We start from the raw sequence: 26,733 nt of genomic DNA, 5'->3' as shown, positions 1-26,733 counted from the left end.
GGCCGGTTCAGAGCCCGATCGCCGAGAGCATGACGAAGGTGGCAAACAGCACGAAATGCGTCATGCCCTCGATGGCGTTGGTCTGGCCGTCATTGAGGTTGATCGCGGCAACGATCAGCGTGATCGTCACCATCACCGTCTGCACCGGCGACATCGCCATCAGGAACGGCTGGCCGGTATAGAGCGCGATCGCCTCCATCACCGGCACCGTCAGGATGACGGTCGAAAGCGAAGCGCCGAGCGCGATATTGACGACCGCCTGCATGCGATTTGCGAGAGCGGCGCGCATGGCGGTCATGATCTCCGGAGAGGCGGAAATCGCCGCGACGACGATGGCCGTGACAGCCGGCGGTGCACCGCTCCCTTTCAAGCCCGATGTCAGCAGCGACGACATCACTTCCGCCAGCACACCGATCAGCACGATGCCGAGGATCAGGATCACGATCGACGGCAACACCGGCTGGTCGGGGCCGCCCTCTCTCGCGCTCCCCTCGCCCTTCGCCTTCGGATAGCTGTAGCTGAAGAAGTAGCTGTGCACGCCCACCTGCATGCGCAGGAACAGGGCGTAGAGCGTGATCATCGCGCCGATGGTGAAGGCCGAGTAGAGATGCCATTTCGCCGCCGGCACGAATTCCGGCACGATCATAGAAATCCCCATCGCCGTCAGGATCATCACGCTGTAGGTGCGGGCGGAATCGTCATTATAGGGCTGTTCGCCGTGCTTCAGACCTCCGAGAAGGGCTGCGAGGCCCAGGATGCCGTTGATGTCGAGCATGACGGCCGCATAGATCGTGTCGCGCACCAGCGTCGGCGAGGTCTCGCTGGTCATCATGATCGCCAGAACGACGACTTCGACGAGCACCGCCGAGAGCGTGAGGATCATCGTGCCATAGGGATCGCCGACCTTGGATGCCAGAACCTCGGCGTGATGCGACACCCGCAGCGATGCAAGCACGATCGCAACCACCAGACCGGCGGCACCGAGAAGCGTTGCGAGGCGCCCCATCTCAAGCAGGCGATCTTCGAGCGCAAGCCCGGCGACCGCGGCAAGCATGGCGACGATCAGCAGGCGTTCCGCTTTCATGCGCATCAACAAAACGCCCTCCACCGAAAGCCTGTCCTGCCCATCACCGGAACTATAGGGGCCGCGTCCCGCAAATCAAATGACGGAAAGAGGACTATTTTCCTCCCGATTCTTTACCGCCCTGCAGCGTTTCGGTAGTGTGGCCGGGAACCAAAGCAGCAAGTGGCCGCCTGCCCGGCCTGGATCTCTCGTCATGTTGTCTCACGGCACGATCTGGCACGCTATCGACACCCTGGCCGAGCGCCACCAGCTCTCGCCGTCCGGCCTCGCGCGCCGTGCCGGCCTCGACCCGACCTCCTTCAACAAATCCAAACGTCGCTCCGCCGACGGGCGCGAGCGCTGGCCCTCGACAGAATCGATCGCCAAGGTGCTGGGGGCGACGGGCGCCACCATGGACCAGTTCACCAGCCTACTGCAGCCGGAGGGGGTCCCAGCGCCTTCCGAGCCGGTGGCCGCTGCCACGATCCCGCTGATCGGCTTTGCCCAGGCGGGTGCCGGCGGCTACTTCGACGATGGCGGCTTTCCCGCCGGTCAGGGCTGGGACGTCATCGACTTTCCGACGGATGCGGAAAAGCGCAGCGGCACCTATGCGCTCGGGGTCCAGGGAGACAGCATGCTGCCGCTCTACCGCGACGGCGACATCCTGATCGTCGACCCCGGCGCGCCGATCCGGCGTGGCGATCGGGTTGTGGTGAAGACGCAGGAGGGCGAGGTCATGGCAAAGGTGCTCACGCGCCAGACGCCGCGTGTGATCGAACTTCTATCGCTCAATCCCGAGCATCCGAACCGGAGCTTCGAGACCAGCCAGATCGAATGGATCGCCCGAATTATCTGGGCCAGCCAATAGGACGTCCTTCCTGATGCGGCAGCATTTCTACACCCTTGCCGGCGGCATCGCCGCAATCGCCCTTTTCACCGGCATCCTCTATGCGGGCGCTGTTGCCATCCGCGACCGTGAGACCGCCGCCACACCGGAACTCGTTCTCGAAACGCCCGACATGACAGATTTCGAGGCGACGCCGGATCAGGCCGACGACGAGGTCCCGCTCGATCCCGGCGGCGCGGCGACGACCAGCGAACAATCGCCCACGACGGAAAATGCGGCACGCGCCATCGAGCCACAGCAGTTCGGCCTGCCCGATACGGTCACCAGTGCGCCGCTCGAACGGGTGGAACCGCGTGCGCCGTTGTCGGAACCGAAGAAGGAAGCGAAGGCCGCCGGGCCGACCGTACTCTATCGCCCGGTCGCGGTCGCCGCCGGTGTGATCCAGTTCGACAAGCTGACGCTGCAGATCGACGGCATCGAGCCGGAACAAGCGGAGCGGACCTGCGAAAGCGCCGGCAAGAGCTGGCCCTGCGGCATCGTCGCGCGAACCGCCTTCAGAAACTTCCTGCGCGCACGTGCGGTCAGCTGCGATCTGCCCGAAGGAGATTCCGGCCCTTCGGCCACCGCCTCCTGCACGCTTGGCGGACAGGATCTTGCCACCTGGCTCGTCGACAATGGCTGGGCAACGCCGGTTCCCGGCTCGACCCTCGAAAAACGCGCCGACGCAGCACGCCAGGCGAAACTCGGTTTTTACGGTGACGATCCGCGCGACCTCAGCCACACGCCGATGACATTCGACGATCCGACCCTCGGCATCGGAGTGGACGCTTCGCAGCCGGACTTGTAAATAGCCGCGACAATTCCCAGCTCTCGACCGTCTGCCGAAAGCGGCAGACGGCTCAACTCTTTGAAACGACGCAATTCCGGATCAGGAACCGTGCCATCCCTGGAATCGCTCTACCGCCGGAAAGCCCATGCAACCAAGCCTCAGCCACCACGAAGCTCTCATCTATGTCATGGTGATGATGTCGGCGGTCGACCGCGAGATGAGCGACGACGAGTTTGCCCGCATCGGCCGGCTGGTTCAATTCCTGCCCGTGTTCGACGGCTTCGACGAGGACAGCCTCGTCCATATCGGCCATGAATGCTCGGCGCAGCTGGCGGCGCCCGAGGGGCTCGACATCATGCTCGAGATCGTGCGCGAAGCGCTGCCGGAGAAGTTCCACGAGACGGCCTATGCGCTCGCCGTCGAGATCGCGGCCGCCGACCAGCGCATCCGCAACGAAGAAATCCGCCTGCTGCAGTTGCTGCGCGACCGGCTTGGCCTCGACAAGCTGACCTGCGCCGCTATCGAGCGCGGCGCGCTCGCCCGCTTCCGCCGATAGGCCGGCCGGTGATCACGCCGAAAAGTTCTGGCGCCTAATAGATTCCGTTCGGGAAGTAGCGCAGGTAGATTTCCTCCAAGCGGCCGCTGCGCGACAGCGCCAGCAGCGCGTGATCGATCGCCTGGGTCAGGGCAGGCTCGGACTTGCGGTTCATGATCGTCAGGCCTTCACCGAGGAAGCGCTGCGAGAAGTAGGCGCCATCGACAAGCGTGCAGCAGCCGCCAGCAGCGCTACCCGAGATCCAGAAGGACAGCTGCATGCCGTCGGAAAACACCGCCGGCACATCGCCCTTCTGCAGAGCCGTCAGCATGGCCTCGCGGTCGGGATAGACCTTGGCCTCGATCTTTGGGAAAAACGCCTTGAACATCGCCTCATGCGTGGTTCCGGCGACGACACCGACCGGCTTCCCCTTGAGATCGCTCGGTGCCGAGACTGCGCCGGCCGCCTTGGTATTGACGGCGAAGCGCGCTGGAAGCCGCATGAAGGCGCGGGAAAAGCCAAAGCGTTGGCGCAGTTCCGGACCGACGGCGATACCGGCGGCCACCGCCTCGCCCTGCCCCTCTTCCAGTGCCGGCAGCAGCTCCGCATAGGTCACGGCCTGGATCTGGCATTTGGCCTCGATGTCGAGCTCGCGGCAGATCTCGCGCACGAGATCGACATGAAATCCCGAAAGCTTGCCGGACTGGTCGATGAAGTTGAACGGCGGAAAGTCCACCGTCGTCAGGAAACGCAGGCGCGCCAGGCCCGTGAGGTCGGGCTTGGCGATGCGTTCGCGCGCGTCGAACAGCAGCGGCAGATCCTTAGCCTCGGCCGCAAGCGGCGTCGCGATCAAGGATACGCAAAGGGCGAAAAAGGAAAGAACTTTCATGGGCAGCGGCCGGCACGTCTCATGTGGCAGGGGCGGCCCTTGGAACCGCGGTGATTCATCGAGCGGTAAAGTAACCGGCCGCAGCGCAGCTGACCATAGGCCGCCACGAGAACGCGGTTACACAAGGAACGGGACGAGAAAGAATGGAGCGGGTGATCGGGATCGAACCGACGACATCCAGCTTGGGAAGCTGGCGTTCTACCGCTGAACTACACCCGCGGCGCCTGCGAAACTTCCCGAACCGGGGCGATCTGTCAAGCACCCTTGCGCGGGATCGCGTAAGGGGCGCTGCAAAATCCCCTACTCGGCGCGGAAATGCTTCGAGAGCTTCAGGCCCTGCGCCTGGTAGTTGGAGCCGACGCCGAGGCCATAGAGACCATCCGGCCGTTCCAGCATGTGTTCGTAGATCAGGCGGCCGACGATCTGGCCGTGTTCGAGGATGAACGGCACCTCGTGGCTGCGCACTTCCAGCACGGCACGGCTGCCCGTGCCGCCGGCCGAGGCATGGCCGAAGCCCGGATCGAAGAAGCCGGCATAATGCACGCGAAACTCGCCGACCAGCGGATCGAACGGCGTCATCTCGGCCGCATAAAGCGGCGGAACATGCACCGCCTCGCGCGAGACGAGAATGTAGAACTCATCCGGATCGAGGATCAGTTCGTCGCGGCCGCGGCTGTAGAGTGGCTCCCAGAAATCGAAGATCGCGTGCTGCGCTTTCTTGTCGACGTCGATGACGGCGGTGTGATGCTTGCCGCGATAGCCGATCAGGCCTTCGGGCCCGGTGCCCTTCAGATCGATCGACAGCGCGATGCCGCCGCCGCTGACGTTCGGCTTGTCGCTCGCCACCAGCACGTCGCTCTCGTGCAGCGCCTGCAGTTCCTGCTCCGACAGAATAGACTGGCCCATGCGGAAGCGGATCTGCGACAGGCGCGAGCCTCGGCGCACGACGATCGGGAAGGTGCGCGGGCTGATTTCGAGATAGAGCGGACCGCTGTAGCCGGCCGGGATCTTGTCGAATTCCTGGGCGCGATCGGTGATGACGCGGGTGAAGATGTCGAGGCGACCGGTCGAGCTTTTCGGGTTGGCCGAGGCCGACATGCCCTCAGGCAGTTCCAGGCTTTCCATCAGCGGCACGATGTAGACGCAGCCCGTTTCCAGCACCGCGCCATCGGTCAGATCGACGACGTGCAGCTTCAGCCGGTCGAGCTTGTCGGCAACGAGGTGAGACGGGCCTGGCATGAAGCTTGCGCGGACGCGGAAAGCCTTCGAGCCTAGGCGCAGGTCGAGGCTTGCCGGCTGGATCTGATCGACATCCAGCGGCTTCTCGCTTTTGAGGCGTCCCGATTCTAACAGCGCGGCGATCGCGCGATCGGCCAAAATCCCAGTGTCGCGGCCCATTGCAGTCCTCTTTTCAGTTGCGAGACAAAACCAAACTCCGGGAATTGACGCAAGCGTACCCTGGCAGTATTGAAGCTTTATCCCGTGGTGATTTGGCCGGTCGGCTTGCAGCCACGTTAAACAAGTAGCTAAAAAGGCCGGGTGTCAAACCGGCCCTTCACGCGGCCGGTTTTTTTGTTTTTGAAAGTGACCGTCACATGAGCAAAAACTGGCGCCCCGCAACGCAACTGGTCCATGGCGGGACCACCCGTTCCCAGCACGGAGAGACCTCCGAGGCGATCTTCCTTACCCAGGGCTTTGTCTACGAGACGTCGGAAGCTGCGGAAGCTCGTTTCAAGGGCGAGACCGAAGGCTTCATCTACGCCCGCTACGGTAGCCCGACCAACGACATGTTTGAAAAGCGCATGTGCATGCTGGAAGGCGCCGAGGATGCGCGCGCCACGGCATCGGGCATGGCTGCCGTCACCGCCGCAATTCTCTGCCAGCTGAAGGCCGGCGACCACATCGTCGCCGCCCGCGCCCTCTTCGGCTCCTGCCGCTGGGTGGTCGAGACGCTGGCGCCGAAATACGGCATCGAGTGCACGCTGGTCGACGGACGCGACCTCGCCAACTGGGAAAAGGCGATCCAGAAGAACACCAAGGTCTTCTTCCTCGAAAGCCCGACCAACCCGACGCTCGAAGTCATCGACATTGCCGGCGTTGCCAAGCTCGCCAACCAGATCGGCGCCAAGGTCGTCGTCGACAACGTCTTTGCGACGCCGCTCTTCCAGAAGCCGCTGGAACTCGGCGCCCATATCGTCGTCTATTCCGCCACCAAGCATATCGACGGTCAGGGCCGTTGTCTCGGCGGTGTCGTGCTTTCCGACAAGGAATGGATCAACGAGCACCTGCACGACTACTTCCGCCACACCGGCCCGGCGATGTCGCCGTTCAACGCCTGGACGCTGCTGAAGGGCATCGAGACGCTGCCGCTACGCGTGCGTCAGCAGACGGAAACGGCCCGCCGCGTGGCCGACTTCCTGGCAGAACAGCCGCAGGTCGCCAAGGTCATCTATCCTGGCCGCAAGGATCATCCGCAGGCCGACATCATCGCCAAGCAGATGACCGGCGGATCGACGCTCGTCGCCTTCGAACTGAAGGGCGGCAAGGATGCAGCCTTCGCGCTGCAGAATGCGCTGGAGATCGTGCGCATCTCCAACAACCTCGGCGACAGCAAGAGCCTGATCACCCATCCGGGAACGACCACGCACAAGAACCTGACCGACGAGGCCCGCGAAGAGCTCGGCATTTCCGCTGGAACCGTGCGCTTCTCGGCCGGCATCGAGGACAGCGACGATGTGGTGGAAGATTTCGCCCGCGCGCTGAAGGCCGTGAAGTCCTGATTTTACGAAGACACGGCCGCCGTGATCAACGGCGGCCGACGCCGCTTGCCGGCCATCACGAGATGGTTTCCGGCGGCGCGGCGCCAAGGTGCCAGGCACGTTTCACCCGCTCGATCGCGTCAGCACGGCCATCCGTCCCATCATGGGATCGCACAATCTTGCCGTTATTCTTGACGAAACCATCTTGCTGTAGAATACCCTGAAAGACCTGAAGCAAGGTGATGCCCATGTATCGCGCTTTGACCCGCGACATAGAAGTTACGGTGGAGCCGTACTATCTCGAAGAGCAGTCGGATCCCGATGACGGCCGCTATGTCTGGGGCTATCGCATCGTCATCTCAAACCACTCGGACGCGTCCGTGCGGTTGATGACGCGCTACTGGCACATTACCGATGAGAACGGGCAAGTCGACGAGGTCAGCGGTCCGGGCGTCATCGGCGAGCAGCCGCTGCTCAATCCCGGCGATACCTATGAGTATTCGTCCGGATGCCCTCTGGATACGCCCTCAGGCGTCATGTTCGGCCACTACAGCATGGAATCGGAAGGCGGAGAGACCTTCAACGTTGCCATCCCCGCCTTCTCGCTCGATTCACCCGGGCTCGTGCGCACCCTGAACTGAAGCGCGTCCTTCGGACTAGCGTCGCTCTAAATCGCGGCCAGTCGGCCGGAAGCGCCCGCTACTGCGGGCGCACCTCGCTTGCTTCGAAGCGATAGGTCGTCGAGCAGAACTCGCAGGTCACCTTGACTTCGCCATCGTCGATGGTGCTTTCGAGGTCGTCCGTGCTCAGGTTGGACAACACCGACTGAAGCTTCTCGCGCGAGCAGCTGCAGCGGTCGTAGACCGCCTGCGGTTCGTAGACGCGGACGCCGCGCTCGTGGAACAGGCGATAGAGCAGCCGCTCGGTTCCGACCATCGGATCGGTCAACTCGTCCATGTCGATCGTTTCGACCATCACCTTGGCTTCGGCCCAGAGATCGTCGTCACCGAACGCGCTTTCACCATCATCACCATCACCGCCGGAAAGGTCGGGCTGGCGCATGCGTTCCGGCGCTTCCGGCAGGAACTGGGCGACCATGCCGCCGGCGCGCCAGCGATGGCGCGGCTTGCCGTTTTCGTCGCGATCGAGAAGCTCGGCCACGCCAAGGCGCACCTTGGTCGGGATCTGCTCCGACTGTCGGAAATAGACGCCGGCGATTTCTTCCAGCGTCGCTCCGTCGAGCGCAACGATCCCCTGGTAACGCTGGGTATGGGCGCCCTGGTCGATGGTGAAGGCGAGCACGCCCTTTCCGAGCAGCTCGTGCGAAAGGGTCCGGCCGTCCTTTTCGGCAGCGGCAAGCGCTTCCTGATCGTAGCGGGCATAGGCGCGCACGCGATCCGGCGTCGAGAAATCAGCGACCACCAGATCGACAGGGCCATCGCCCTGAGTCTGGACGATCAGCTTGCCTTCAAACTTCAGCGAGGTCCCGAGCAACACGGTGAGTACAACGGTTTCAGCAACCAGACGCGCGACCGGAAGCGGATAGTTGTGGCGCTCGAGGATTGCGTCCAGCATGGGGCCGAGCTGCACGGCGCGGCCGCGCACGTCGAGGCCTTCCACCTGGAAAGGCACGACGTGATCGTCACCGGCAAAGTCGAACTCACCAAGCCCTGGCGTCATGTCAGTCATGTCTTGCTCCTTGCCTTCAGCCACCAAGCTGCACCAGAGATATTGCTATCCCCGCGCAACGTGCTCGCTGTCTCAGTTGATCCCGCGATAAACGGATTGTCCACCAGGTATGTGCCGCCGCCATAGCAACGCACCACCTCGACGGTTGCGCGCTCACTACTTTCAGGAGCGCCCGTATGCCGCCTAAATCGTGTCGCACGTGGACAATGTCAAGTGCGGTGAACACGCCCCTATATGGCGCACGCTCGGCGGAGCGCACTGAAGCCTCTTCGCCGTCGCGCGCGACCGGGCAGCCGGCTCAGACGAGCCCCATGCACCAGGCAATGACCGACTTCTGTGCGTGCAGCCGGTTTTCCGCCTCGTCGAAGACCACCGACTGCGGGCCGTCGATGACCTCGTCGGTGACCTCTTCGCCGCGGTGCGCCGGCAGGCAGTGCATGAACAGCGCATCGGAGGCCGCACGCTTCATCAGCGCTTCATTGACCTGGTAGGGCTGGAAGACGTTGTGCCCGCGGGCGCGATGTTCCTGGTTCATCGAGATCCAGGTGTCGGTCACGACGCAATTGGCGTCGGCGACGGCCTGTTCGGCGTCATGACACAAAAGGACCTCGCCGCCATTGTTGCGCGCCCAGTTCAGGAACTTGTCCTGCGGCTCGGAACCGAGCGGCACGGCCATGTTCATGCGGTATCCGAAGCGGGCAGAACCTTCGATCAGCGAATGCAGCACGTTATTGCCGTCGCCGGTCCAGGCAATCGTCTTGCCCTTTACCGGACCGCGATGCTCCTCGAAGGTCAGGATATCGGCCATGATCTGGCAGGGGTGCGTATCGTCGGTCAGGCCGTTGATGACCGGGACCGTCGCATGCTCGGCCAGTTCCAGAAGGCGGCGATGGTCGGTGGTGCGGATCATGATGGCGTCGACGTAACGCGAGAGCACCTTGGCCGTGTCGCCGATCGTCTCGGCGCGGCCGAGCTGCATTTCGGTGCCCGACAGAAACAGGGTTTCGCCGCCGAGCTGGCGCATGCCGACATCGAAGGAAACGCGGGTGCGGGTGGAGGGCTTTTCGAAGATCATCGCCAGCATCTTGCCGGCGAGCGGCTTCTCGGCAGTTCCGGCCTTGGTCGCCGCCTTTCGGACGCGCGCATCGTCGATGATCGTCCGGAGGTCGGCGGCCGTCATGGCCGAAAGATCGAGAAAATGTCTGGTGCCTGCCATCGTACTCGGTTCCTGTCTGAAAAATCGGTCCCTGGTGCGGCACGCTATCCACGTGCCCGCACGAAGGTCATTCTAACGCCTTAGTCGTCCCTGGGTCGCTACCTTCAGGCCGCGGCGTTGCCGCTTGCCTTGCGAACCGCCTCGGCGGCGCGTTCGATACGTGCGAGCCCCTCGCGCGCCTCTTCCGCCGTCACGGTCAGCGGCGGCAGCAGACGCAGCACATTTTCGCCCGCCGGCACGGCCAGGAGCTTTTCGGCGCGGATTTCCTTCAGCAGATCGGCCGAAGGGCCCTTCACCTTGATGCCCAGCATCAAACCGTCGCCGCGGATGTCCTCGATGACATCAGGGAAACGGTCCTTGAGCGACGCAAGGCCCTGGCGGAAGACCAGCGCGACATCGCGCACATGCGTCAGGAATCCGTCGGCCAGAACGACGTCGAGCACGGCGTTGCCGACGGCCATGGCCAGCGGGTTGCCGCCATATGTGGAGCCATGCGTGCCCGCCACCATACCAGATGCGGCTTCCTCAGTCGCGAGGCAGGCGCCGAACGGGAAGCCACCGCCGATACCCTTGGCGACCGCCATGATATCCGGACGGATATCCGCCCATTCATGGGCAAACAGCTTGCCGGTACGGCCGACGCCGGTCTGGACCTCGTCGAGGATCAAGAGCAGGCCGAACTCGTCGCAAAGCGCGCGCAGTTCCTGCATGAATTCCTTGGTCGCCGGACGGATGCCGCCCTCGCCCTGGATCGGCTCGATCAGGATCGCTGCGGTTTCCTCGGTGATCGCATTCTTGACCGCGGCGATGTCGCCGAACGGAACCTGGTAGAAGCCCGGCGCCTTCGGCCCGAAACCTTCGATGTATTTCTGCTGACCACCGGCGGCGATCGTCGCGATCGTGCGGCCGTGGAAGGCGCCTTCGAAGGTGATGACGTGGAACTTCTCCGGGTGGCCCTTGGAGAAGTGGTAACGCCGTGCCGTCTTGATGGCGCATTCCAGCGCTTCCGCGCCCGAATTGGTGAAGAAGACCTTGTCGGCAAAGGTCACTGCCGTCAGCCGGCGGCCGAGGCTTTCCTGGCCCGCAATTTCATAAAGGTTGGACAGGTGCCAGACCTTGTCGGCCTGCGCCTTCAGCGCCTCGACCAGGTGCGGGTGCGCGTGGCCGAGCGAGTTCACGGCAACGCCGGCACCGAAATCGAGATAACGCGTGCCGTCTTCAGCGATCAGCCAGGCGCCCTCTCCTCGCTCGAAACGCAACGGCGCGCGCATGTAGGTATCGTAAAGCGGCGTGGTTGCAGTCATGCGAGGCTCTCCTTCACTCCAGATCGACATCGATCCCGCGCCTCACGCGGGCCGATAAAAATCAAAAATGCCGCCTTTCGGCGGCGCAGGCACTATTCCCATTTCGCGCTGCAATGTCAACAAAACCAAGCCTTGCAGCGCAACATGAAGGGTCGATTCCTGGCAGCAGAAAAATCGTCCGGGAGGGCTTGCAAAAATGCAACGCTGGCCGAGCAAGTTGGGGAAAACTACGAAATCGATTCGGCCTGATTCCCGGGACTCTTGCCACAGAGTCCAGCGGTCAGTACGTTAACATTCAATTACTAGACGCATGCGGCGGACCTAGTCACCAAAAGAGTTATCGCGTTTGCAACCCCGGGGTTTAGCCGGGGTGCGGTGAGGGATTCTGCCATCCCCAACGCTGAGAACGGAGAGTGCAGAAATGAACTGGACTGACGAGCGGGTGGAGAAACTGAAGAAGCTTTGGTCCGAGGGCCTGAGCGCAAGCCAGATCGCGGCGCAGCTCGGCGGCGTCAGCCGTAACGCTGTCATCGGCAAGGTTCACCGCCTGAGCCTGCCAGGTCGCGCCAAGGCCGGCGGCAGCACCACGACAGCAGCCCGTCCGAAGCGCCCGACTTCGGCACCGCGCGCACCGAACTACGCTTCGCGCGTTTCGACCCGCCCGGTTGCACGCGCGGCCGGCGCTGTCGTTCTCAAGGAAGAAATCGAAGTCGATCTCGTTGCCGAGCAGGATTTCAGCACCCGCACCGACGTTGTCGTGCCGATGTCGCGCCGCCTCGAGCTGACCCAGCTCACCGAGCGCACCTGCAAGTGGCCGATCGGCGACCCGCTGAAGGAAGAGTTTCACTTCTGCGGCAACGATTCCCCGGAAGCCTCGCCTTACTGCACCTTCCATGCGCGGCTGGCCTACCAGCCGTCGGGGGAGCGCCGCAGGGCCCGCTGAGAAGCTGGACGGCATCAATAAAAAAGGGGCCGATCGGCCCCTTTTTTTCTTGGCGACTTTCAGACCGCTCAGCTTTCGAGCGAATAGCCGGCGCCGCGAACGGTGCGGATGACGTCGGGCATGTTCGAGAAGTTCAGAGCCTTGCGCAGACGACCGACATGCACGTCGACGGTGCGCTCGTCGACATAGATGTCATGCCCCCAGACGCCATCCAGAAGCTGCGAGCGAGAGAAGACGCGGCCCGGCGAGGACATGAGGAACTCCAGAAGACGGAACTCGGTGGGGCCGAGGCGCACTTCGCGGCTGCGGCGATGAACGCGGTGGGTCTCGCGGTCGAGTTCGATGTCGCCGCAGCGAAGCAGCGTCGACAGCACCTCGGGCTTTGCCCGGCGCAGCATCGCCTTGACGCGCGCCATCAGCTCCGGCGTCGAGAAGGGCTTGACCACGTAGTCGTCGGCACCCGTCGCCAGACCCCGGACGCGCTCGCTTTCCTCGCCGCGCGCCGTCAGCATGATGATCGGCAGACGTTCGGTCTCCGGACGCTGGCGCAGCCGACGGCAAAGTTCAATGCCGGAAACACCGGGCAGCATCCAGTCGAGGATAAGCAGGTCGGGCAGCCGCTCCTGAAGCCGGATCTCCGCCTCGTCGCCCCGCAGGATCGTATCGACGTCGAAGCCCTCGGCTTCCAGATTGTAACGCAGCAGAACGCTCAGCGCCTCTTCGTCTTCGACTACGGCGATTTTTGGCAACATCAGGTAACGTCTCCTTACCGCGGGCGGCCTTTGGGCTCATCGGCCCGGCCGGCGCTCAGACACTCTAAATCTGGAGCACATCCGCCGTTTTCAAAGGCGGGGCGAAAACCGCATGCTTCAGATACAGGAATTCGGGGCCGCGACCGAAGCCGCGACCGGATCAGATTTCAAAGGGCATGCATGCTTACGGCGCGCTTGGCGCTCAGTCGTTGACCGAGCCCAGCGTCGACGTAGTGTCATCCTTCGGACGCTCGCCTTCCGGCTGAGCACCCGTCGCCATGTAATAGATCGTCTCAGCGATATTGGTCGCGTGGTCGCCGATGCGCTCGATGTTCTTGGCGCAGAACAGAAGATGCGTGCAGGGCGTGATGTTGCGCGGATCTTCCATCATGTAGGTCAAGAGCTCGCGGAACAGCGAGGTGTAGATCGCGTCGATCTCCTCGTCACGCTCGCGGATGCTGTTGGCCTTTTCCGGCGAGCGCGAGGCGTAGACGTCGAGCACTTCCTTGAGCTGGACGAGAGCGAGCTCTGCCAGATGCTCGAGGCCACGGGCGAGCTTGCGCGGAATGCCGGAGCCGGCGACCGCGATCACGCGCTTGGCGGTGTTCTTGCCAAGGTCGCCGACGCGTTCCAGATCGGAGGCGATGCGGATCGACCCCATGATCTCACGCAGGTCGGCGGCGACCGGCTGACGCTTGGCGATCGTGACGATCGCCTTCTCACCGATCTGGCGCTCGGCGTCGTCGAGGACGGTGTCGTCCGAGATCACCTTCTGTGCGAGAGCCAGGTCGGAGTTGACCAGCGCGCGAACGGACTCGGCGACCATCTGTTCGGCGAGGCCGCCCATCTCCGAGATGCGGCGCGTCAGGTACTTCAGTTCTTCGTCATAGGCGGACATGATATGCATGGACATGATCGTCGATCCTTACGGGCGCTTTGCAGTTACTGTTGCAGCCTTATGCGGCCTCAGCCGAAGCGGCCCATGATGTAATCCTGGGTGCGCTGGTCATCCGGATTGGTGAACATCTTGTCGGTGTCGTTCTCCTCGACGAGATTGCCGAGGTGGAACATGGCGGTGCGCTGCGAAACGCGGGCGGCCTGCTGCATCGAGTGGGTCACGATGACGATCGTGAAGTTCGTGCGCAGCTCGTGGATGAGCTCTTCGACCTTGGCGGTCGCGATCGGATCGAGAGCCGAGCACGGCTCGTCCATGAGGATGACTTCCGGGCTGACGGCGACGGCACGCGCGATGCAGAGACGCTGCTGCTGACCACCGGAAAGGCCGGTGCCGGGCTCCTGCAGACGATCCTTTACCTCGTTCCACAGACCGGCCTTCTGCAGGCTGGTCTCGACCACCTCGTCAAAGTCGGCCTTGGTGCGGGCAAGTCCGTGAATCCGCGGGCCGTAGGCGACGTTGTCGTAGATCGACTTCGGGAACGGGTTCGGCTTCTGGAAGACCATGCCGACGCGGGCGCGCAGTTCGACGACGTCGATCGTCGGGTCGTAGATGTCGTCCTCGTCGAGCGTGATCTTGCCGGTGACGCGGCAGTTCTCGATCGTGTCGTTCATGCGGTTCAGCGTGCGCAGGAAGGTCGACTTGCCGCAACCCGAAGGACCGATCAGCGCCGTGACCGTGTTCTCGCGGATGTTGAGGTTGACGTCGAAAAGCGCACGCTTCTCGCCGTAATAGACCGACACATCCTTGCCGATCATCTTGTAGGGCACGGTGTTCATTTTCTGATCCAGAGCCTTCTCGACTGCTGCTTCTGACATGATGTTCATAGTAATTACCTCACTACCAGCGGCGCTCAAAGCGACGTCGCAACAGAATGGCTCCAAGGTTCATGACGACCAGGAAGATGAGAAGAATGATGATTGCGCCGGAGGTGCGCTCGACGAAGGCGCGCTCCGCCTCATTGGCCCACATGTAGATCTGCACCGGCAGTGCCGTCGACGGTTCCATCGGCGAACCGGGAAAATCGACGACGAAGGCGACCATGCCGATCAGGAGCAGCGGCGCGGTTTCACCAAGCGCGTGGGCAAGACCGATGATGGTGCCGGTCAGGATGCCCGGCATCGCCAGCGGCAGCACGTGGTGGAAGATGGTCTGCATCTTCGACGCACCGAGACCGAGGGCCGCCGAGCGGATCGACGGCGGGACCGCCTTCAACGCCGCACGGGTGGCGATGATGATCGTCGGCAGGGTCATCAACGTCAGCACGAAGCCGCCGACGACGGCTGCCGAGCGCGGCATGCCGGCGAAGTTGATGAAGACGGCGAGACCCAGGAGGCCGTAGACGATCGACGGAACGGCCGCGAGGTTGTTGATGTTGACCTCGATCAGGTCGGTCAGCCGGTTCTTCGGCGCAAACTCCTCGAGGTAGATCGAGGCGGCGACGCCGATCGGAAGCGACAGCACCAGCACGATCAGCATCATGTAGAGCGAGCCGAGGGCAGCGACGCCGACGCCTGCCGCTTCGGGACGACTGGAGGCGCCGAAGGTGAAGATGCCGGTGTTGAAGCTCTTCTTCAGGATGCCGGCGCTCGCCAGCTCGTTCATCCAGGTCACCTGCTGGTCCTTGACCTTGCGCTTGCCCTCATCGACCGAGAGATCGATCTGGCCCTTGAAGGCGGAGTCGATGTTGGCCTCGGCCAGCAGCGTGACAGGAACCGTCTTGCCGATGATCGACGGGTCGGCGGCGACCATGTCGCGCAATAGCGTGCGGGAGCTCGCGGAAACCATGTCGGTCGCCTGCTTGACCTGCGGCCGCTTGGTGGCGTCGATGCCGAGCTGCTTGACGAGCGCGTCGCGCACCAACAGCGGATAGTTGGCGGTCATCAGCACCTTGCCGTCGGTCGCGCGTTCGCCTTTGGGGTCGATGACCTTTTCGGTGAATTCGATCGGCAGCGTAATCGTCGTCTGCTGGAATGCGGTGTAGCCGTTGGAAAAGACGGTCCACAGCAGCAATGCCAGGAAGAAGAGACCGGTGCTGATCGCGGCCATGCCGTAGAAGCGGAACCGGCGTTCGGCAGCATAGCGACGCTTGATGCCGATATCGCGCTTGGCGGATGCGGGACGGGCGGAGATCCGGACGGTCGGGGAAGCGATGTCGGTCATTCGTACTGTTCCCGGTATTTGCGCACGATGTAGAGCGCGTAAATGTTGAGGCCGAGCGTGATGACGAAGAGCGTGATGCCCAGTGCAAAGGCCACCAGCGTCTGCGGCGAGGTGAACTCGAGGTCACCTGTCAGCTGGTTGACGATCTTAACGGTCACCGTCGTCATCGGCTCGAAGGGATTGATCTGCATGCGGGCCGCCACACCGGCTGCCAGCACCACGATCATGGTCTCGCCGACGGCGCGCGAGGCGGTGAGCAGCAGCGCGCCGACGATGCCCGGGAGGGCTGCCGGAAGGATGACCTTCTTGACCGTCTCCGAGCGGGTGGCGCCAAGGCCGAGCGAGCCGTCACGAAGTGCCCGCGGCACCTGGGTGATGATGTCGTCCGACAGCGACGACACGAATGGGATCAGCATGATGCCCATGACGATGCCCGCCGTCAGAACGCTCTGTGCCTGGATGAAGTTCTGGTAGTTGCCGGTCATGAGACCGTTCATCTGGGCGGAGATGTCACGCAGGAACGGGCCAACGGTCACCAGCGCAAAGAAACCGTAGACGATGGTCGGGATGCCGGCGAGCACTTCGAGCAGCGGCTTTGCGGTCGAACGCAAGCGCGGGCTTGCATATTCCGCCATGTAGATCGCCGCGAAGAGGCCGATCGGCACCGCAAACAGCATGGCGACGAAGGCGATGTAGAGCGTGCCGGCAAGAAGCGGGATGAGGCCGAACTGGCCCGAAGCGCCGCCGCTGCCGGCAGCGGCAAACCGCGGATCCCATACCGTGCCGAAGAAGAACTCGAACGGCGAGACCATGGTGAAGAAGCGTCCGGCTTCCGACAGCATCGAGGCGACGATGCCGACCGTCGTCAGGATGGCGATGGAGGACGCGACGATCAGCGAGCCGAGAATGACCCGCTCGACCTGGTTGCGGGCGCGGAAGCGGGTCGCGACGTTGCGGATGGCGTAGACGCCGCCGGCAATCGCGATCAGCAGAACGGCGACCGTCATCAGCCAGCGGTTGGTCGCGGTCATCGCGTTGAAGTGCTTGGCGACGGTGACCATGTAGGGATCGCCTTCGCCAGCAAGGGCAACGCCCTTGGACGCGAGCGTCGCGCGAAGATTGGCGGAGCCGCCCTCAAGGGCTGCGAGTTCCTCGCCGCTCAGGCGCAGAAGGCCACCGGCAACGGATTTGACCTGACCGAGCGCGAGCTGCACGGCGGCAGGGCCCTGGCTCTGGACGCTATCCGGCAAGGCCGCGCGCGTGCTTCCGTCGATATACACGGGAGCGGCGAACAGCCAGGTGCCGAGAACGAGTGCGGCCGGAAGCATCGCCCAGATGGCGACGTAGCTACCGTGATAGCCCGGCAGAGAATGAAGGTTGGAGAGCTTGCCGCCGGACTGCGCCAGCGAACGGGCGCGGCCTGCAAAATAAGCAATGAAACCAATAACAATAATGAGCAAAAGAAGGAGCGAAGTACTCATCCGCACGTCTCCCCGGCATCGCCCGTCATGGGTGCCGGCAAATCGAATGAAGGCATGCCCCGGCGCGAAGACATCGCGCCGGGGCTTGTCATTATCAGAGCATGTTGCCGGCAGAGAAAGCCTTGCGGATTTCTTCGCGCTCAGCGTCCGGAGCGGCAACGAGGCCGTATTCGGCGAGCGGGCTTTCCGGGCCGATCATCTGGTCGTCGAGGAAGAACTCAACATATTCCTTGAGGCCCGGGATAACGCCGAGATGTGCCTTCTTGACGTAGAAGTACAGCGGGCGGGAAACCGGGTACTCGCCGGAAGCGATCGTTTCGGTCGACGGTACGATGCCGTTGACGGTCGCGACCTTCAGCTTGTCGGCGTTGTTTTCGTAGAATGACAGGCCGAACACGCCGATGCCGTTCTTGTTGGCAGCGATACGGGCGAGCGTTTCGGTGTAGTCGCCGTCGATGTCGACAGCCAGGCCGTCCTTGCGGACTGCGACGCACTTGCTGTGCTGCTGCTTTTCATCGGCAACGGCAGCCTTGATCACGTCAACGGCGCCAGCGTTCTTGCAGCCTGCAGCGAGGATCTTCTCTTCGAAGACTTCGCGGGTGCCGTGCTTTTCACCCGGGATATAAGCGGCGATTTCGACGGCCGGCAGGGCGGCGTTGACTTCGGACCACTTCTTGTAGGGGTTGGCGACGATCTTGCCGTCGACGACGACTTCAGCAGCGAGCGCCTTGTAGAGGTCTTCCGGCTTCAGGGCGAGGTCGGCATTGCCGGCGTCGGTCGCAAAGACGATGCCGTCATAACCGATCTTCACTTCCTGGATTTCGGTGACGCCAGCGGCCTTGCAGGCCTCGACTTCGCTGTCCTTGATCTTGCGCGAGGAGTTGGCGATGTCGATGGTATCAGGGCCAACGCCCTTGCAGAATTCCTTCAGGCCAGCGGAGGAGCCGCCGGATTCGACCACCGGGGTCTTGAAGTCGGGGAAGGTCTCGCCGAACGTCTCGGCGACGATTTTGGCGTAGGGAAGAACGGTCGAGGAGCCAGCGACCTGAACCTGATCGCGAGCGGCGGCTGCGCCGGCAAATGCGGCCGAAGCGACCAGCGCCGCGACAGTGAGTTTAAGAGCTTTCATAAAAGTTCTCCCGGAATGGGCTTGTGTTGGTGTGCGCCAAGCGTTGCAGCGCTCTTCGCCGTCTTATCGGCTGCCCCTAACTAGCTGCCGATGGCCACACCTTTTATGTCAGTTCGACGAAACATTTATGACAGCTCATGTTATTGAAAATGCTAATGAAAAATGGACACCCCCGGGTTTTCCCGCGCCAATATGTCAGAAGCGGACCGTAAAGGTCGTGCCTTTGCCGACCTCTGAATGGATGAGGAGCCGGGCACGATGCCGCGTGAGAATGTGCTTGGCGATGGCAAGGCCCAGGCCGGTACCCTTCTTCGAGCGGCTGGCCTCGACATTGACCCGGTAAAACCGCTCGGTGATGCGCGGCACATGCTCGGCCGGAATGCCCGGGCCATAGTCCTTCACGACGACTTCGGCCTCGCCTCCCTCGCCGCCATGCAGGATTACGTCCACCTTCTTGCCTTCCTGGCCGTACTTGCACGCATTCTCGATCAGGTTCTCGAAGACCTCGATGAGTTCGTCGCGTTCGCCGCGGACGACCACGGGCTTGTCCGGCACCACGAGCGAGACGGTGACATCCAGATCCTTCGCCAGCGGCAGCAGGCTGTCGCGGACATGCCCGAGCAGCGGCGCCAGATCGACGGGGTCATCGGGCGCGATATGCGAGCGCAACTCCAGCCGCGACAGCGACAGCAGATCGTCGACAAGCCGGCTCATGCGCGTCGCCTGCTCGTGCATGATGCCGAAGAACTTTTCCTGCGCCTTCAGATCGTTGCGCGCCGGACCCTGGAGCGTCTCGATGAAGCCGCGCAAGGATGCCAGCGGCGTGCGCAGCTCGTGGCTGGCATTGGCGACGAAGTCCGAGCGCATGCGGTCGATACGGCGCGCCTGAGAGATGTCGCGATAGGTCAGCAGGAAGATCCGCTTGACCGGCCCGTCGCCCGGAATTTCAGCCGGAGCGACCCGCACCACATAGACGGCGTCGGACGGCAACTGCTCGTTATGCTCGATCTGGTTCGCCTTGCCGGTCGCCATCGTCTCGCGGACCATGTCGAGGATGCCGGGCGAACGCACCCGAGCGGCAAGATAGGTGTTTGGCGGAATGGTCCCGAAGGCCTTCTCGGCTGCGATGTTCTGGAACACCACCGTCTCGTCGGCAGCAATCACCAGAACCGGCATGTCGAGCGCGTTCAGCGCGGGCACCAGCGGGTCGCTCGCCGGGCCGGCAGCGACCACCGCCTTGGCCGGGCTCAGAATAACCGAGGTTGGCGCGCTACGGTTGAGCAACGCGGCGACGAGAACGATCCAGAAGGGCAGGACAATCAGGAAATGAATACCCGCGACGGTCGCAAGGATCGCCAGGAGCACGGTGAGCCCCAGCAGCCAGCGCTCTGCTTTCAGCCGCGGAACCAGGTTCCGCCAGAACGCCTTCGAACCGTCCACCTCGACATCCTCATGAATCACTTTCTTTTCCTCCCGGACCAAAATGGTCGAGGAATAGCGATCCTTCATGACATGATTTTCACGACCGGCTTGAATCCGCAACGCAATTATGGCCTCCTCCAACGAAATCGGGTCGCGAGCGCCTTGTTTATCCGATGACAGGCGCAGGCCCGAAAGTTTGAAAACGCGCATGATCCTTCCGATGATCGAAGCCGGTTTTCGGGCCCGTGCGCCAAGCCGAAAGGGCGAACCGATGGCAGCGACGGATACGGCGGACAAGGCGGAGAACCGCGCGGTGGAACTCGAAATCGGCGGCAAGAGTCGCGTTTTCGACATCGACAATCCCGAGTTGCCGAAGTGGATCGACGACGCGGCATTTTCCTCCGACGACTACCCCTACAAGAAGAAGCTCGACGACGACGAATATCTGGAAACGCTGGAAAAGCTGCAGGTCGAACTGGTCAAGGTTCAGCTCTGGCAGCAGAAGACCGGCAAGCGCATGATGGCGTTGTTCGAGGGCCGGGACGCCGCCGGCAAGGGCGGTGCGATCCATGCGACTATGGACAACCTCAACCCTCGCTGGGCGCGTGTCGTCGCTCTGACCAAACCGACCGAAACCGAACGCGGGCAATGGTATTTCCAACGTTATGTCGCGACCATGCCGACGGCCGGCGAATTCGTGCTGTTCGACCGCTCCTGGTACAACCGCGCCGGCGTCGAACCGGTCATGGGCTTCTGCACACCCGAAGAGCACAAGCAGTTCCTGAAGCAGGCTCCCCGCTTCGAGAAGATGATCGTGCATGAGGGCATCCAGTTCTTCAAATTCTGGATCAACATCGGCCGCGAGATGCAGCTGAAACGCTTCCACGATCGCCGCCACGACCCACTGAAGATCTGGAAGCTGTCGCCGATGGACATCGCGGCGCTCAACAAATGGGACGATTATACCGCCAAGCGCGACGAGATGCTGAAGGAGACCCACACGGATCATGCAGCCTGGACGGTGGTACGCGGCAACGACAAGCGGCGAGCCCGGCTCAACCTGATCCGCCACATCCTTTCCTCGCTCGATTACGAGGGCAAGGACAAGGGCGCGATCGGCGAGGTCGATGACAAGATCATCGGATCCGGCCCCGGTTTCCTGAAATAGACGCCGGCCCTGTCAAAACCGATGACGCCGATGGGGCCGGCAGGTTTTCCCGCCGCCCCACCCCGGAAAGCCTTGGCGACCGGTCTTATTGCCCCGGCAGGACGCGGATGGCGTAGAGGCTGAGGCTCTTGCCCTCACCGCTGATATCGCTGTTGATCACGATCTGGCCTGGCGAGCTCGGCGCCAGGCTACGGTCGAAGGTGATCTTGAACAGCATGTCGAGCCGCTCGTCATGCACGGTGAAGCGATGGCGCCCGCATTCGCCGAGCGAGGAGAAATTGCACTCGACCGCGAACTCCGTGGTCTTGCCGGGCTCGGCCTGCACGGTCAACGCCAGCGTCGACGTCTTGCCGGAGAGTTCCGCCAGGACCGAGGCCGGGATTTCGATGGTGATATCCCCTTCCGCGTCGGCGACCGCCGATGTCAGCTGCACGCGTCGCCCACCTTCATCGTCCACCGGCTCGACCTTTGCCTGCGCTCCGGGTGCGATCGCGCCGGTTTCCTTGGGCGTGAAGACCTCGACCCAATCGCCGGTAAAGCCCTGCTGCGCGCCGAGCGTCCGCAATCCCGCCGCGCCATCGAAGTCTTCCGACGCAACCGATGCCGGGGGATTGGCAACATTCGTGTCGCGCTCGGCGGCAGATTTCAGCAGGTCATTGGTCTGCACCCACCAGGCCGCGGCCCCTGCTGCGGCGGCAAGCGTGACGACGACCATGGTGAAGGACAGAAAGCGGCTGCGCTTGCGCCGGCGTTTGCGCGTATCTCCGCGGACCGTGGGCGCGATGCTCGCAGTTTCGCCAGCATCTGCCGCGCTCTCGGCGGCTGCACGCGTCGATACCACCGGACCGTCGCGATCGGCACGCAGACCACCGAGACCGCCATCGCTCGCCGCCTGGCGCGGCGCGTCGCCGGCAAAACCGGGTTCCCGACGACCGGCCGCCGGGGCCTGTGGCTGGCTCTGGGGCGGAGTCTGGGCTTGAGGTTGGGGTTGGGCCTGCGTCGGTGACCGGACTTGCGGCTCGACCCGTGGCTGTGCCGGCCCGCGCGCCCGCGCGGCATCGTCGAGGCTGACCACCGGAGGTGCCGGTTGTCGCGTCCTCAGTGCCGCTCTCTCTTCCGTTTCGATCGCATGGATGACGGCTTCGAGCCGATGGCGCTGCTGGGCGATGACGTTGCCGTCCTCGATCCCCTGTTTCTGCAACCCGGTTTCGAGCGCCTGACGGGCAGATTGATAAATGCGCGCCCGCGTTTCCGCATTGGCGCGATCGGAGCGCTCAAGGGCATTTCTGATTGCAGTCTCAAGTCCGCTCACATCAAGTCCTTCTGTGTAGGCAGGGCTTTGGACCTGCCGGCGCGCCGCGGTTGACCACCGCTCTCGATCCAACCGCAAGGGCATAAGGGTTAAATCTGGAGGCACGCCGTTGGTTTTGTTAACAATTGCGTAACCGCTGCTGCCAGAATCCGCAAGTCCGGCGACGGGCGCGACCGGCCAAGGCCGGGGAAAACGCTTTCCTTCACGGCGCCTGTGCGAAAAAAGAGGCGGCGACATCGCGGCCAAACCGCCCTTTGCAAGCGGCAAACTTGCTGCTATCTATTTTGACGTTTACGCAAACGTCAAAAATTTGGCGCGCCTTACCGAGGGATGGAGAAACCGATGCCGCTTCCGCCAATTCTTTCCGGAACGACGAGACTGCCGGTTGTCGGCGCCCCCCTGTTCATCATCTCCAACCCGAAGCTGACGATCGCGCAGTGCAAGGCTGGCGTGATCGGCGCCTTCCCGGCGCTGAACGCCCGCCCGCAATCGCAGCTCGACGAATGGCTGGCCGAGATCACCGAGACGCTTGCCGACCACGACGCCAAGAATCCCGGCCGGCGGGCCGCCCCCTTTGCCGTCAACCAGATCGTGCACAAATCCAATGCGCGGCTCGAGCAGGACCTGATGCTCTGCATCAAATACAAGGTGCCGGTCGTCATCTCCTCGCTCGGCGCCGTGCCCGAGGTTAATGCGGCCATCCATTCCTATGGCGGCATCGTGCTTCACGACGTCATCAACAACCGCCACGCCAATTCGGCGATCCGCAAGGGCGCCGACGGCCTGATCGCGGTGGCCGCCGGCGCCGGCGGCCATGCTGGCACGCTTTCCCCGTTTGCGCTTGTCCAGGAAATCCGCTCCTGGTTCGACGGGCCGCTGCTTCTCTCGGGCGCGATCGCTACCGGCGGCGCCATTCTGGCGGCCCAGGCGATGGGCGCCGACATGGCCTATATCGGCTCGCCCTTCATCGCGACGGAAGAGGCGCGCGCCAGCGACGCCTACAAGCAGATGATCGTCGACAGCAACGCCGCAGACATCGTCTACTCCAATTACTTCACCGGCATCCACGGCAACTACCTGAAGCCCTCGATCTCGGCCGCCGGCATGGACCCGGACAATCTGCCCGAAGCCGACCCGTCGAAAATGGACTTCGGCGCGGCGACCGACGGCGCCAAGGCCTGGAAGGACATCTGGGGATGCGGCCAGGGCATCGGCGCGGTCAAGGAAGTGACATCCGTCGCCCGCATGGTCGACCGGCTCGAGCGCGAATACGATGCAGCGCGCACCCGCCTCGGCCTGCACTCCGCACCCGCAGCGACAGCCAACAAGGAATTTTCAAGTTCTCGCAACTGATGGCTTGAAATCTCGGCGCTTTGCGTTTATCAGCGCCTCACATTCGTTCCGCGGGCTTCCGCGGAACTGCCTCCGGGCCGCTTTAGCTCAGTCGGTAGAGCACATCATTCGTAATGATGGGGTCACGTGTTCGAGTCACGTAAGCGGCACCATTCCTCTTCAAAAAACCCTGAAGAAACATATCGCTAGCGAAAACTGTGCGGGTTCAATCCACCCTTCTAACCACCTTTAGTTCTCTGCTGATCTCCACGCGATACGTGAGAGCGCCTATCCGAACCATCAGCCGCTCCAAAATCTGTCTCGTGGTGAGACAGTTTTTGGAGCGGCTGAATTCAGATTTAGCTCGATGCGTGCCCCCGACCTCCGGGCCCTAGCACTTATGTCCGAATTGGGATGTTAGAGTAGCGAATTCGCTGTGCGCCGTCTGATATACCCAGCGAAACAAGTTCTGAGGCGATCGCCTCACCCACGACGAGCGGTGTCTGACAAGGTCCGATAATCACGTGATCTATCAGTTCCGGAAGCGTAATGCCGCTTATACCCTTATCGGAGTCGTTCCGAAATTGCAGCTTCATGACACGTTGAGGAACGCCACCTGGCGTGACAATCGCCGTGTTCAGCCCCGTGCCGCTGTCCATACTGCGGGTATGGAATATACGCCACTCTCGCTCCTCTTTGAAACCAGGATGCTTGGTTGCGAGGCAAAGGGATCGCAATAGTTGGAAATAGTGGCCGAGAACGTCCTGTCGATCGGCAGTTCTCAGGAAATCGGCGTTGGCGTGAATTGCCGCGGCAACTTCATGCAGTATCGCATTGAGACCCTGCTCATCGACATATTGGACAGGACTCGAAATGGCGCCGTAATCGTCCAACAGGTTCTTGAAGGGGCTAGGATCAATGACGACCCCTACCCCTACCTGTTGACCGGTATAGTTGCGCCACATCGACAGCCGACCGATGTCAGCCTCGTCAGGCATGTGTTCGGAGAGACAGGCAACGTAGGAGAGGTGCTCGATGTGGAAGCGCCAGGAGACGAATATGTCGTTTCCGCTAGCCGTCAGACCAGGAAAAATCTTGTCGAGCTCCTGAACAACCGAAGCAAGCCCAGTCTCGATGGTGGCCGTGGAGGCGTTCTTCAGCGCATCAAGCGCCGACATGACCATCGAAACCCCATGTTTCACCTCGCTCAGATCATTCATTACGCGCACGTTCCGCATCCACATTTCTTTGCTGCGGAAAACATTCAAAGCGTTTTCGGCAGACGTGTAATGGATGAGCTTGCGGTTGTTCGCAAAAATATCGGAGAGGCGGCGCACGTGATGCGCGGAGAAAATTGAGCGAAGCCGCTCGTCACCAAAGAGCTCTATCGTCTGGTCCATGGCCGCATTGGACCATTCAGCCCGGCAAGTTGGAACCGGAGTCCACTGCCGTCCACAGCTCTTTGTCGCCTAACGGCCTGTTGTCCGTCCCTTTGAGATGGGAATGACCGCGCGTGCGTGTACCGCGCAGCGAAATAGCAAAGCACCTGAAGCTGCGCGCGCTGACAGCTTTTTCTCGTTTGTCTTTTCGTGCTAATCAGCAGCCTCGGCTTAATGGTGTTCGGCGAGACAAATGCGACCAGTGAAATTCAACCCGTTTCAACCGAATAGTATTATCACCCCGGGCATGTTCGTGGGGAGACTGGACGAAATTAGGAGCATCGAAAAGTGCCTGTTTCAGTCTAAGAGCGGCAACCCGCAGCATTTTCTGGTGCAAGGCGAGCGAGGTATCGGGAAATCGTCCCTACTCTATTATGTGGAACTGATCGCATCGGGCCGACTCGAACCGATAATTACGACCAAAAAATTTCATTTCATTACGGTGTCGGTCGATCTGGGCGGGTGCCAAACACAGATCGATATTGTGCGTAAAATCGGACGAGGCCTCAGAACTGCCATCACTCGGGAAGAAGCCATCAAGAGTGCGGCGGCAAATTTTTGGTCTTGGCTCAGCAATTGGGAGGTACTTGGAGTTCGGTACCACAAGGATCAGTCCGAACTAGATCCAGAGGAAGTCTCGGAGGAACTCGTCGACCAGTTGGCGAACCTTTGCGCTTCTGCAGCAAATGAAATTGATGGCGTATTACTACTGATAGACGAGGCAGATCGCCCATCCTCCGACGCTGGTTTAGGCGAACTGCTGAAAATGCTGACCGAACGGCTGACACGGAGCGGCTGCAACAACATAGTTCTAGGCCTAGCCGGTCTACCGGCTATTCTTACGAGGCTCCGCGAAAGTCACGAATCGTCACCAAGATTATTCCACACGATGTTGCTCGAACCCTTGGAGAAAGAGGAGCGCAAGACCGTTGTCAGTCTCGGCATAGAGGCGGCAAACAGGAAGAACGATATTTCTACCCAGATTAGCACGGATGGCATGGACTTCTTGGCCGAGTTGTCCGAAGGCTACCCACATTTTCTTCAGCAATTCGCTTACAGCGCGTTCGAAAGTGATTCTGACGACGTAATCGATGTAGACGATGTCGGCGAGGGTGCCTTCAAAGACGGAGGGGCACTCAACCAATTAGGTGATAAGTTCTTTAACGAAATGTATCACGCGCGCATTTCGTCTGAGGAATACCGGAGAGTGCTAGACGCGATGGCGGACCATGGCGACGGATGGGTATCGCGCAAGACCATCATCGCAGAATCTGGCGTTTCGGAGACGAACGTTACAAACGCGTTGCAGGCACTGAAAGCAAAAGAGATCATCATTCTTGATGAAAGTCGGCGAGGATACTACCGCCTTCCGACGAACTCCTTTGCTGCATGGATCAACGCAATACGCGCCGCTAGGGCCCAGAGAGATGCACATTCTGGACCTCGGATAAGCGAACTCTTTTGACTAGCACCGCCAACGTGAATTACGGGCACCCTCCATTACCC

At 62.0% G+C, this 26,733-nt stretch carries 25 protein-coding genes, 2 tRNA genes and 1 riboswitch; of the genes, 10 read left to right on the top strand and 17 right to left on the bottom strand.

Going from position 1 to position 26,733, the window contains the following annotated elements; all coding sequences use genetic code 11:
* Nucleotides 1-7: 7 nt before the first annotated feature.
* Nucleotides 8-1,090 carry a calcium:cation antiporter gene (locus AC3WVQ_RS00885; protein WP_034797145.1) on the bottom strand — a complete coding sequence of 361 codons (1,083 nt, stop codon included), beginning with the start codon at nucleotides 1,088-1,090 and terminating at the stop codon, nucleotides 8-10.
* A gap of 187 nt (nucleotides 1,091-1,277) precedes the next feature.
* Here AC3WVQ_RS00885 and AC3WVQ_RS00880 point away from each other — a divergent pair, with 187 nt between their 5' ends.
* The 3 genes from AC3WVQ_RS00880 to AC3WVQ_RS00870 all read left to right on the top strand — a co-directional run bounded on the left by AC3WVQ_RS00880 (nucleotide 1,278) and on the right by AC3WVQ_RS00870 (nucleotide 3,295).
* Nucleotides 1,278-1,931 (top strand): S24 family peptidase, encoded by a 654-nt coding sequence (locus AC3WVQ_RS00880; protein WP_060581859.1) that lies wholly within the window; start codon nucleotides 1,278-1,280, stop codon nucleotides 1,929-1,931.
* Nucleotides 1,932-1,944: 13 nt separating this feature from the next.
* On the top strand, nucleotides 1,945-2,757 hold the full coding sequence (locus tag AC3WVQ_RS00875) for a thermonuclease family protein (protein WP_034797148.1): 813 nt from the start codon (nucleotides 1,945-1,947) through the stop codon (nucleotides 2,755-2,757).
* Nucleotides 2,758-2,884: 127 nt separating this feature from the next.
* A complete protein-coding gene (locus AC3WVQ_RS00870; protein WP_034797150.1) occupies nucleotides 2,885-3,295 on the top strand; it encodes a tellurite resistance TerB family protein in 411 nt (136 codons plus the stop codon).
* Between the two features lie 34 nt (nucleotides 3,296-3,329).
* Here the strand turns inward: AC3WVQ_RS00870 and AC3WVQ_RS00865 are convergent, their stop codons facing one another.
* From AC3WVQ_RS00865 to AC3WVQ_RS00855, 3 genes are all read right to left on the bottom strand, one after another.
* A complete protein-coding gene (locus tag AC3WVQ_RS00865) occupies nucleotides 3,330-4,163 on the bottom strand; it encodes a transporter substrate-binding domain-containing protein (RefSeq protein ID WP_090295025.1) in 834 nt (277 codons plus the stop codon).
* A gap of 144 nt (nucleotides 4,164-4,307) precedes the next feature.
* Nucleotides 4,308-4,382 (bottom strand) — tRNA-Gly (locus tag AC3WVQ_RS00860).
* A gap of 81 nt (nucleotides 4,383-4,463) precedes the next feature.
* Nucleotides 4,464-5,561, bottom strand: a complete 1,098-nt coding sequence (locus tag AC3WVQ_RS00855) for a 2'-deoxycytidine 5'-triphosphate deaminase (RefSeq protein ID WP_090295027.1) — start codon at nucleotides 5,559-5,561, stop codon at nucleotides 4,464-4,466.
* A 74-nt stretch (nucleotides 5,562-5,635) separates the two neighbouring features.
* Nucleotides 5,636-5,714, top strand: a riboswitch (SAM riboswitch).
* Between the two features lie 44 nt (nucleotides 5,715-5,758).
* Between AC3WVQ_RS00855 and AC3WVQ_RS00850 the strand changes: the two genes are divergently transcribed.
* Nucleotides 5,759-6,943, top strand: coding sequence for an O-succinylhomoserine sulfhydrylase (locus AC3WVQ_RS00850; protein WP_090295028.1), 1,185 nt, complete (start codon nucleotides 5,759-5,761; stop codon nucleotides 6,941-6,943).
* Nucleotides 6,944-6,998: 55 nt separating this feature from the next.
* Here the strand turns inward: AC3WVQ_RS00850 and AC3WVQ_RS00845 are convergent, their stop codons facing one another.
* Nucleotides 6,999-7,172 carry a hypothetical protein gene (locus AC3WVQ_RS00845; RefSeq protein WP_156552925.1) on the bottom strand — a complete coding sequence of 58 codons (174 nt, stop codon included), beginning with the start codon at nucleotides 7,170-7,172 and terminating at the stop codon, nucleotides 6,999-7,001.
* Between AC3WVQ_RS00845 and apaG the strand changes: the two genes are divergently transcribed.
* Nucleotides 7,171-7,563, top strand: coding sequence for a Co2+/Mg2+ efflux protein ApaG (gene apaG, locus AC3WVQ_RS00840; protein WP_034797159.1), 393 nt, complete (start codon nucleotides 7,171-7,173; stop codon nucleotides 7,561-7,563). The genes AC3WVQ_RS00845 and apaG overlap by 2 nt on opposite strands.
* Before the next feature lie 58 nt (nucleotides 7,564-7,621).
* On the opposite strand, the gene AC3WVQ_RS00835 is transcribed toward apaG, so the two are convergent.
* From AC3WVQ_RS00835 to AC3WVQ_RS00825, 3 genes are all read right to left on the bottom strand, one after another.
* Complete coding sequence (locus tag AC3WVQ_RS00835) at nucleotides 7,622-8,611, bottom strand: Hsp33 family molecular chaperone (protein ID WP_034797161.1); 990 nt, start codon at nucleotides 8,609-8,611, stop codon at nucleotides 7,622-7,624.
* Nucleotides 8,612-8,909: 298 nt separating this feature from the next.
* Nucleotides 8,910-9,827 carry an ornithine carbamoyltransferase gene (gene argF / locus AC3WVQ_RS00830; RefSeq protein WP_034797163.1) on the bottom strand — a complete coding sequence of 306 codons (918 nt, stop codon included), beginning with the start codon at nucleotides 9,825-9,827 and terminating at the stop codon, nucleotides 8,910-8,912.
* A gap of 104 nt (nucleotides 9,828-9,931) precedes the next feature.
* A complete protein-coding gene (locus AC3WVQ_RS00825; RefSeq protein ID WP_034797165.1) occupies nucleotides 9,932-11,131 on the bottom strand; it encodes an aspartate aminotransferase family protein in 1,200 nt (399 codons plus the stop codon).
* Nucleotides 11,132-11,552: 421 nt separating this feature from the next.
* Here AC3WVQ_RS00825 and AC3WVQ_RS00820 point away from each other — a divergent pair, with 421 nt between their 5' ends.
* The gene (locus AC3WVQ_RS00820; RefSeq protein WP_034797167.1) at nucleotides 11,553-12,074 is read left to right on the top strand and encodes a GcrA family cell cycle regulator; all 522 of its coding nucleotides are present in this window, start codon (nucleotides 11,553-11,555) and stop codon (nucleotides 12,072-12,074) included.
* A gap of 68 nt (nucleotides 12,075-12,142) precedes the next feature.
* On the opposite strand, the gene phoB is transcribed toward AC3WVQ_RS00820, so the two are convergent.
* The 7 genes from phoB to phoR form a co-directional block, all read right to left on the bottom strand.
* Nucleotides 12,143-12,826, bottom strand: a complete 684-nt coding sequence (phoB, locus tag AC3WVQ_RS00815) for a phosphate regulon transcriptional regulator PhoB (protein ID WP_034797168.1) — start codon at nucleotides 12,824-12,826, stop codon at nucleotides 12,143-12,145.
* A 202-nt stretch (nucleotides 12,827-13,028) separates the two neighbouring features.
* Nucleotides 13,029-13,742, bottom strand: a complete 714-nt coding sequence (phoU, locus tag AC3WVQ_RS00810) for a phosphate signaling complex protein PhoU (RefSeq protein ID WP_089043230.1) — start codon at nucleotides 13,740-13,742, stop codon at nucleotides 13,029-13,031.
* 50 nt (nucleotides 13,743-13,792) lie between these two features.
* A complete protein-coding gene (pstB, locus tag AC3WVQ_RS00805; protein WP_034797173.1) occupies nucleotides 13,793-14,608 on the bottom strand; it encodes a phosphate ABC transporter ATP-binding protein PstB in 816 nt (271 codons plus the stop codon).
* Nucleotides 14,609-14,621: 13 nt separating this feature from the next.
* Nucleotides 14,622-15,944 (bottom strand): phosphate ABC transporter permease PstA, encoded by a 1,323-nt coding sequence (gene pstA / locus AC3WVQ_RS00800; RefSeq protein ID WP_034797174.1) that lies wholly within the window; start codon nucleotides 15,942-15,944, stop codon nucleotides 14,622-14,624.
* Complete coding sequence (gene pstC, locus AC3WVQ_RS00795) at nucleotides 15,941-17,425, bottom strand: phosphate ABC transporter permease subunit PstC (protein ID WP_090295030.1); 1,485 nt, start codon at nucleotides 17,423-17,425, stop codon at nucleotides 15,941-15,943. The genes pstA and pstC overlap by 4 nt, the downstream gene beginning before the upstream one ends.
* A 94-nt stretch (nucleotides 17,426-17,519) precedes the next feature.
* Nucleotides 17,520-18,554: a substrate-binding domain-containing protein gene (locus AC3WVQ_RS00790; RefSeq protein WP_034797176.1), complete on the bottom strand. Its 1,035-nt coding sequence runs from the start codon at nucleotides 18,552-18,554 to the stop codon at nucleotides 17,520-17,522.
* Between the two features lie 195 nt (nucleotides 18,555-18,749).
* Complete coding sequence (phoR, locus tag AC3WVQ_RS00785) at nucleotides 18,750-20,015, bottom strand: phosphate regulon sensor histidine kinase PhoR (RefSeq protein ID WP_034797603.1); 1,266 nt, start codon at nucleotides 20,013-20,015, stop codon at nucleotides 18,750-18,752.
* Between the two features lie 232 nt (nucleotides 20,016-20,247).
* On the opposite strand from phoR, the gene ppk2 reads away from it, so the two are divergent.
* Nucleotides 20,248-21,144 (top strand): polyphosphate kinase 2, encoded by an 897-nt coding sequence (ppk2, locus tag AC3WVQ_RS00780; protein WP_492382916.1) that lies wholly within the window; start codon nucleotides 20,248-20,250, stop codon nucleotides 21,142-21,144.
* An 85-nt stretch (nucleotides 21,145-21,229) separates the two neighbouring features.
* Here ppk2 and AC3WVQ_RS00775 read toward each other — a convergent pair whose 3' ends face one another.
* Entirely contained in the window at nucleotides 21,230-22,456 is a 1,227-nt protein-coding gene (locus AC3WVQ_RS00775) for a biotin transporter BioY (RefSeq protein WP_090295031.1), read from the bottom strand.
* Between the two features lie 342 nt (nucleotides 22,457-22,798).
* On the opposite strand from AC3WVQ_RS00775, the gene AC3WVQ_RS00770 reads away from it, so the two are divergent.
* Nucleotides 22,799-23,809 carry an NAD(P)H-dependent flavin oxidoreductase gene (locus AC3WVQ_RS00770; protein WP_034797180.1) on the top strand — a complete coding sequence of 337 codons (1,011 nt, stop codon included), beginning with the start codon at nucleotides 22,799-22,801 and terminating at the stop codon, nucleotides 23,807-23,809.
* A 76-nt stretch (nucleotides 23,810-23,885) separates the two neighbouring features.
* A tRNA-Thr gene (locus AC3WVQ_RS00765) sits at nucleotides 23,886-23,961 on the top strand.
* Between the two features lie 225 nt (nucleotides 23,962-24,186).
* Here the strand turns inward: AC3WVQ_RS00765 and AC3WVQ_RS00760 are convergent.
* Nucleotides 24,187-25,188 (bottom strand): DUF2971 domain-containing protein, encoded by a 1,002-nt coding sequence (locus AC3WVQ_RS00760; protein WP_492382578.1) that lies wholly within the window; start codon nucleotides 25,186-25,188, stop codon nucleotides 24,187-24,189.
* 232 nt (nucleotides 25,189-25,420) lie between these two features.
* Between AC3WVQ_RS00760 and AC3WVQ_RS00755 the strand changes: the two genes are divergently transcribed.
* The gene (locus AC3WVQ_RS00755; protein WP_492382577.1) at nucleotides 25,421-26,692 is read left to right on the top strand and encodes an ATP-binding protein; all 1,272 of its coding nucleotides are present in this window, start codon (nucleotides 25,421-25,423) and stop codon (nucleotides 26,690-26,692) included.
* Nucleotides 26,693-26,733: the final 41 nt, after the last annotated feature.

This window comes from Ensifer sp. EB106-05-01-XG146 (genome assembly GCF_058791875.1).
This window is presented reverse-complemented; position numbering and strand designations above follow the sequence as displayed.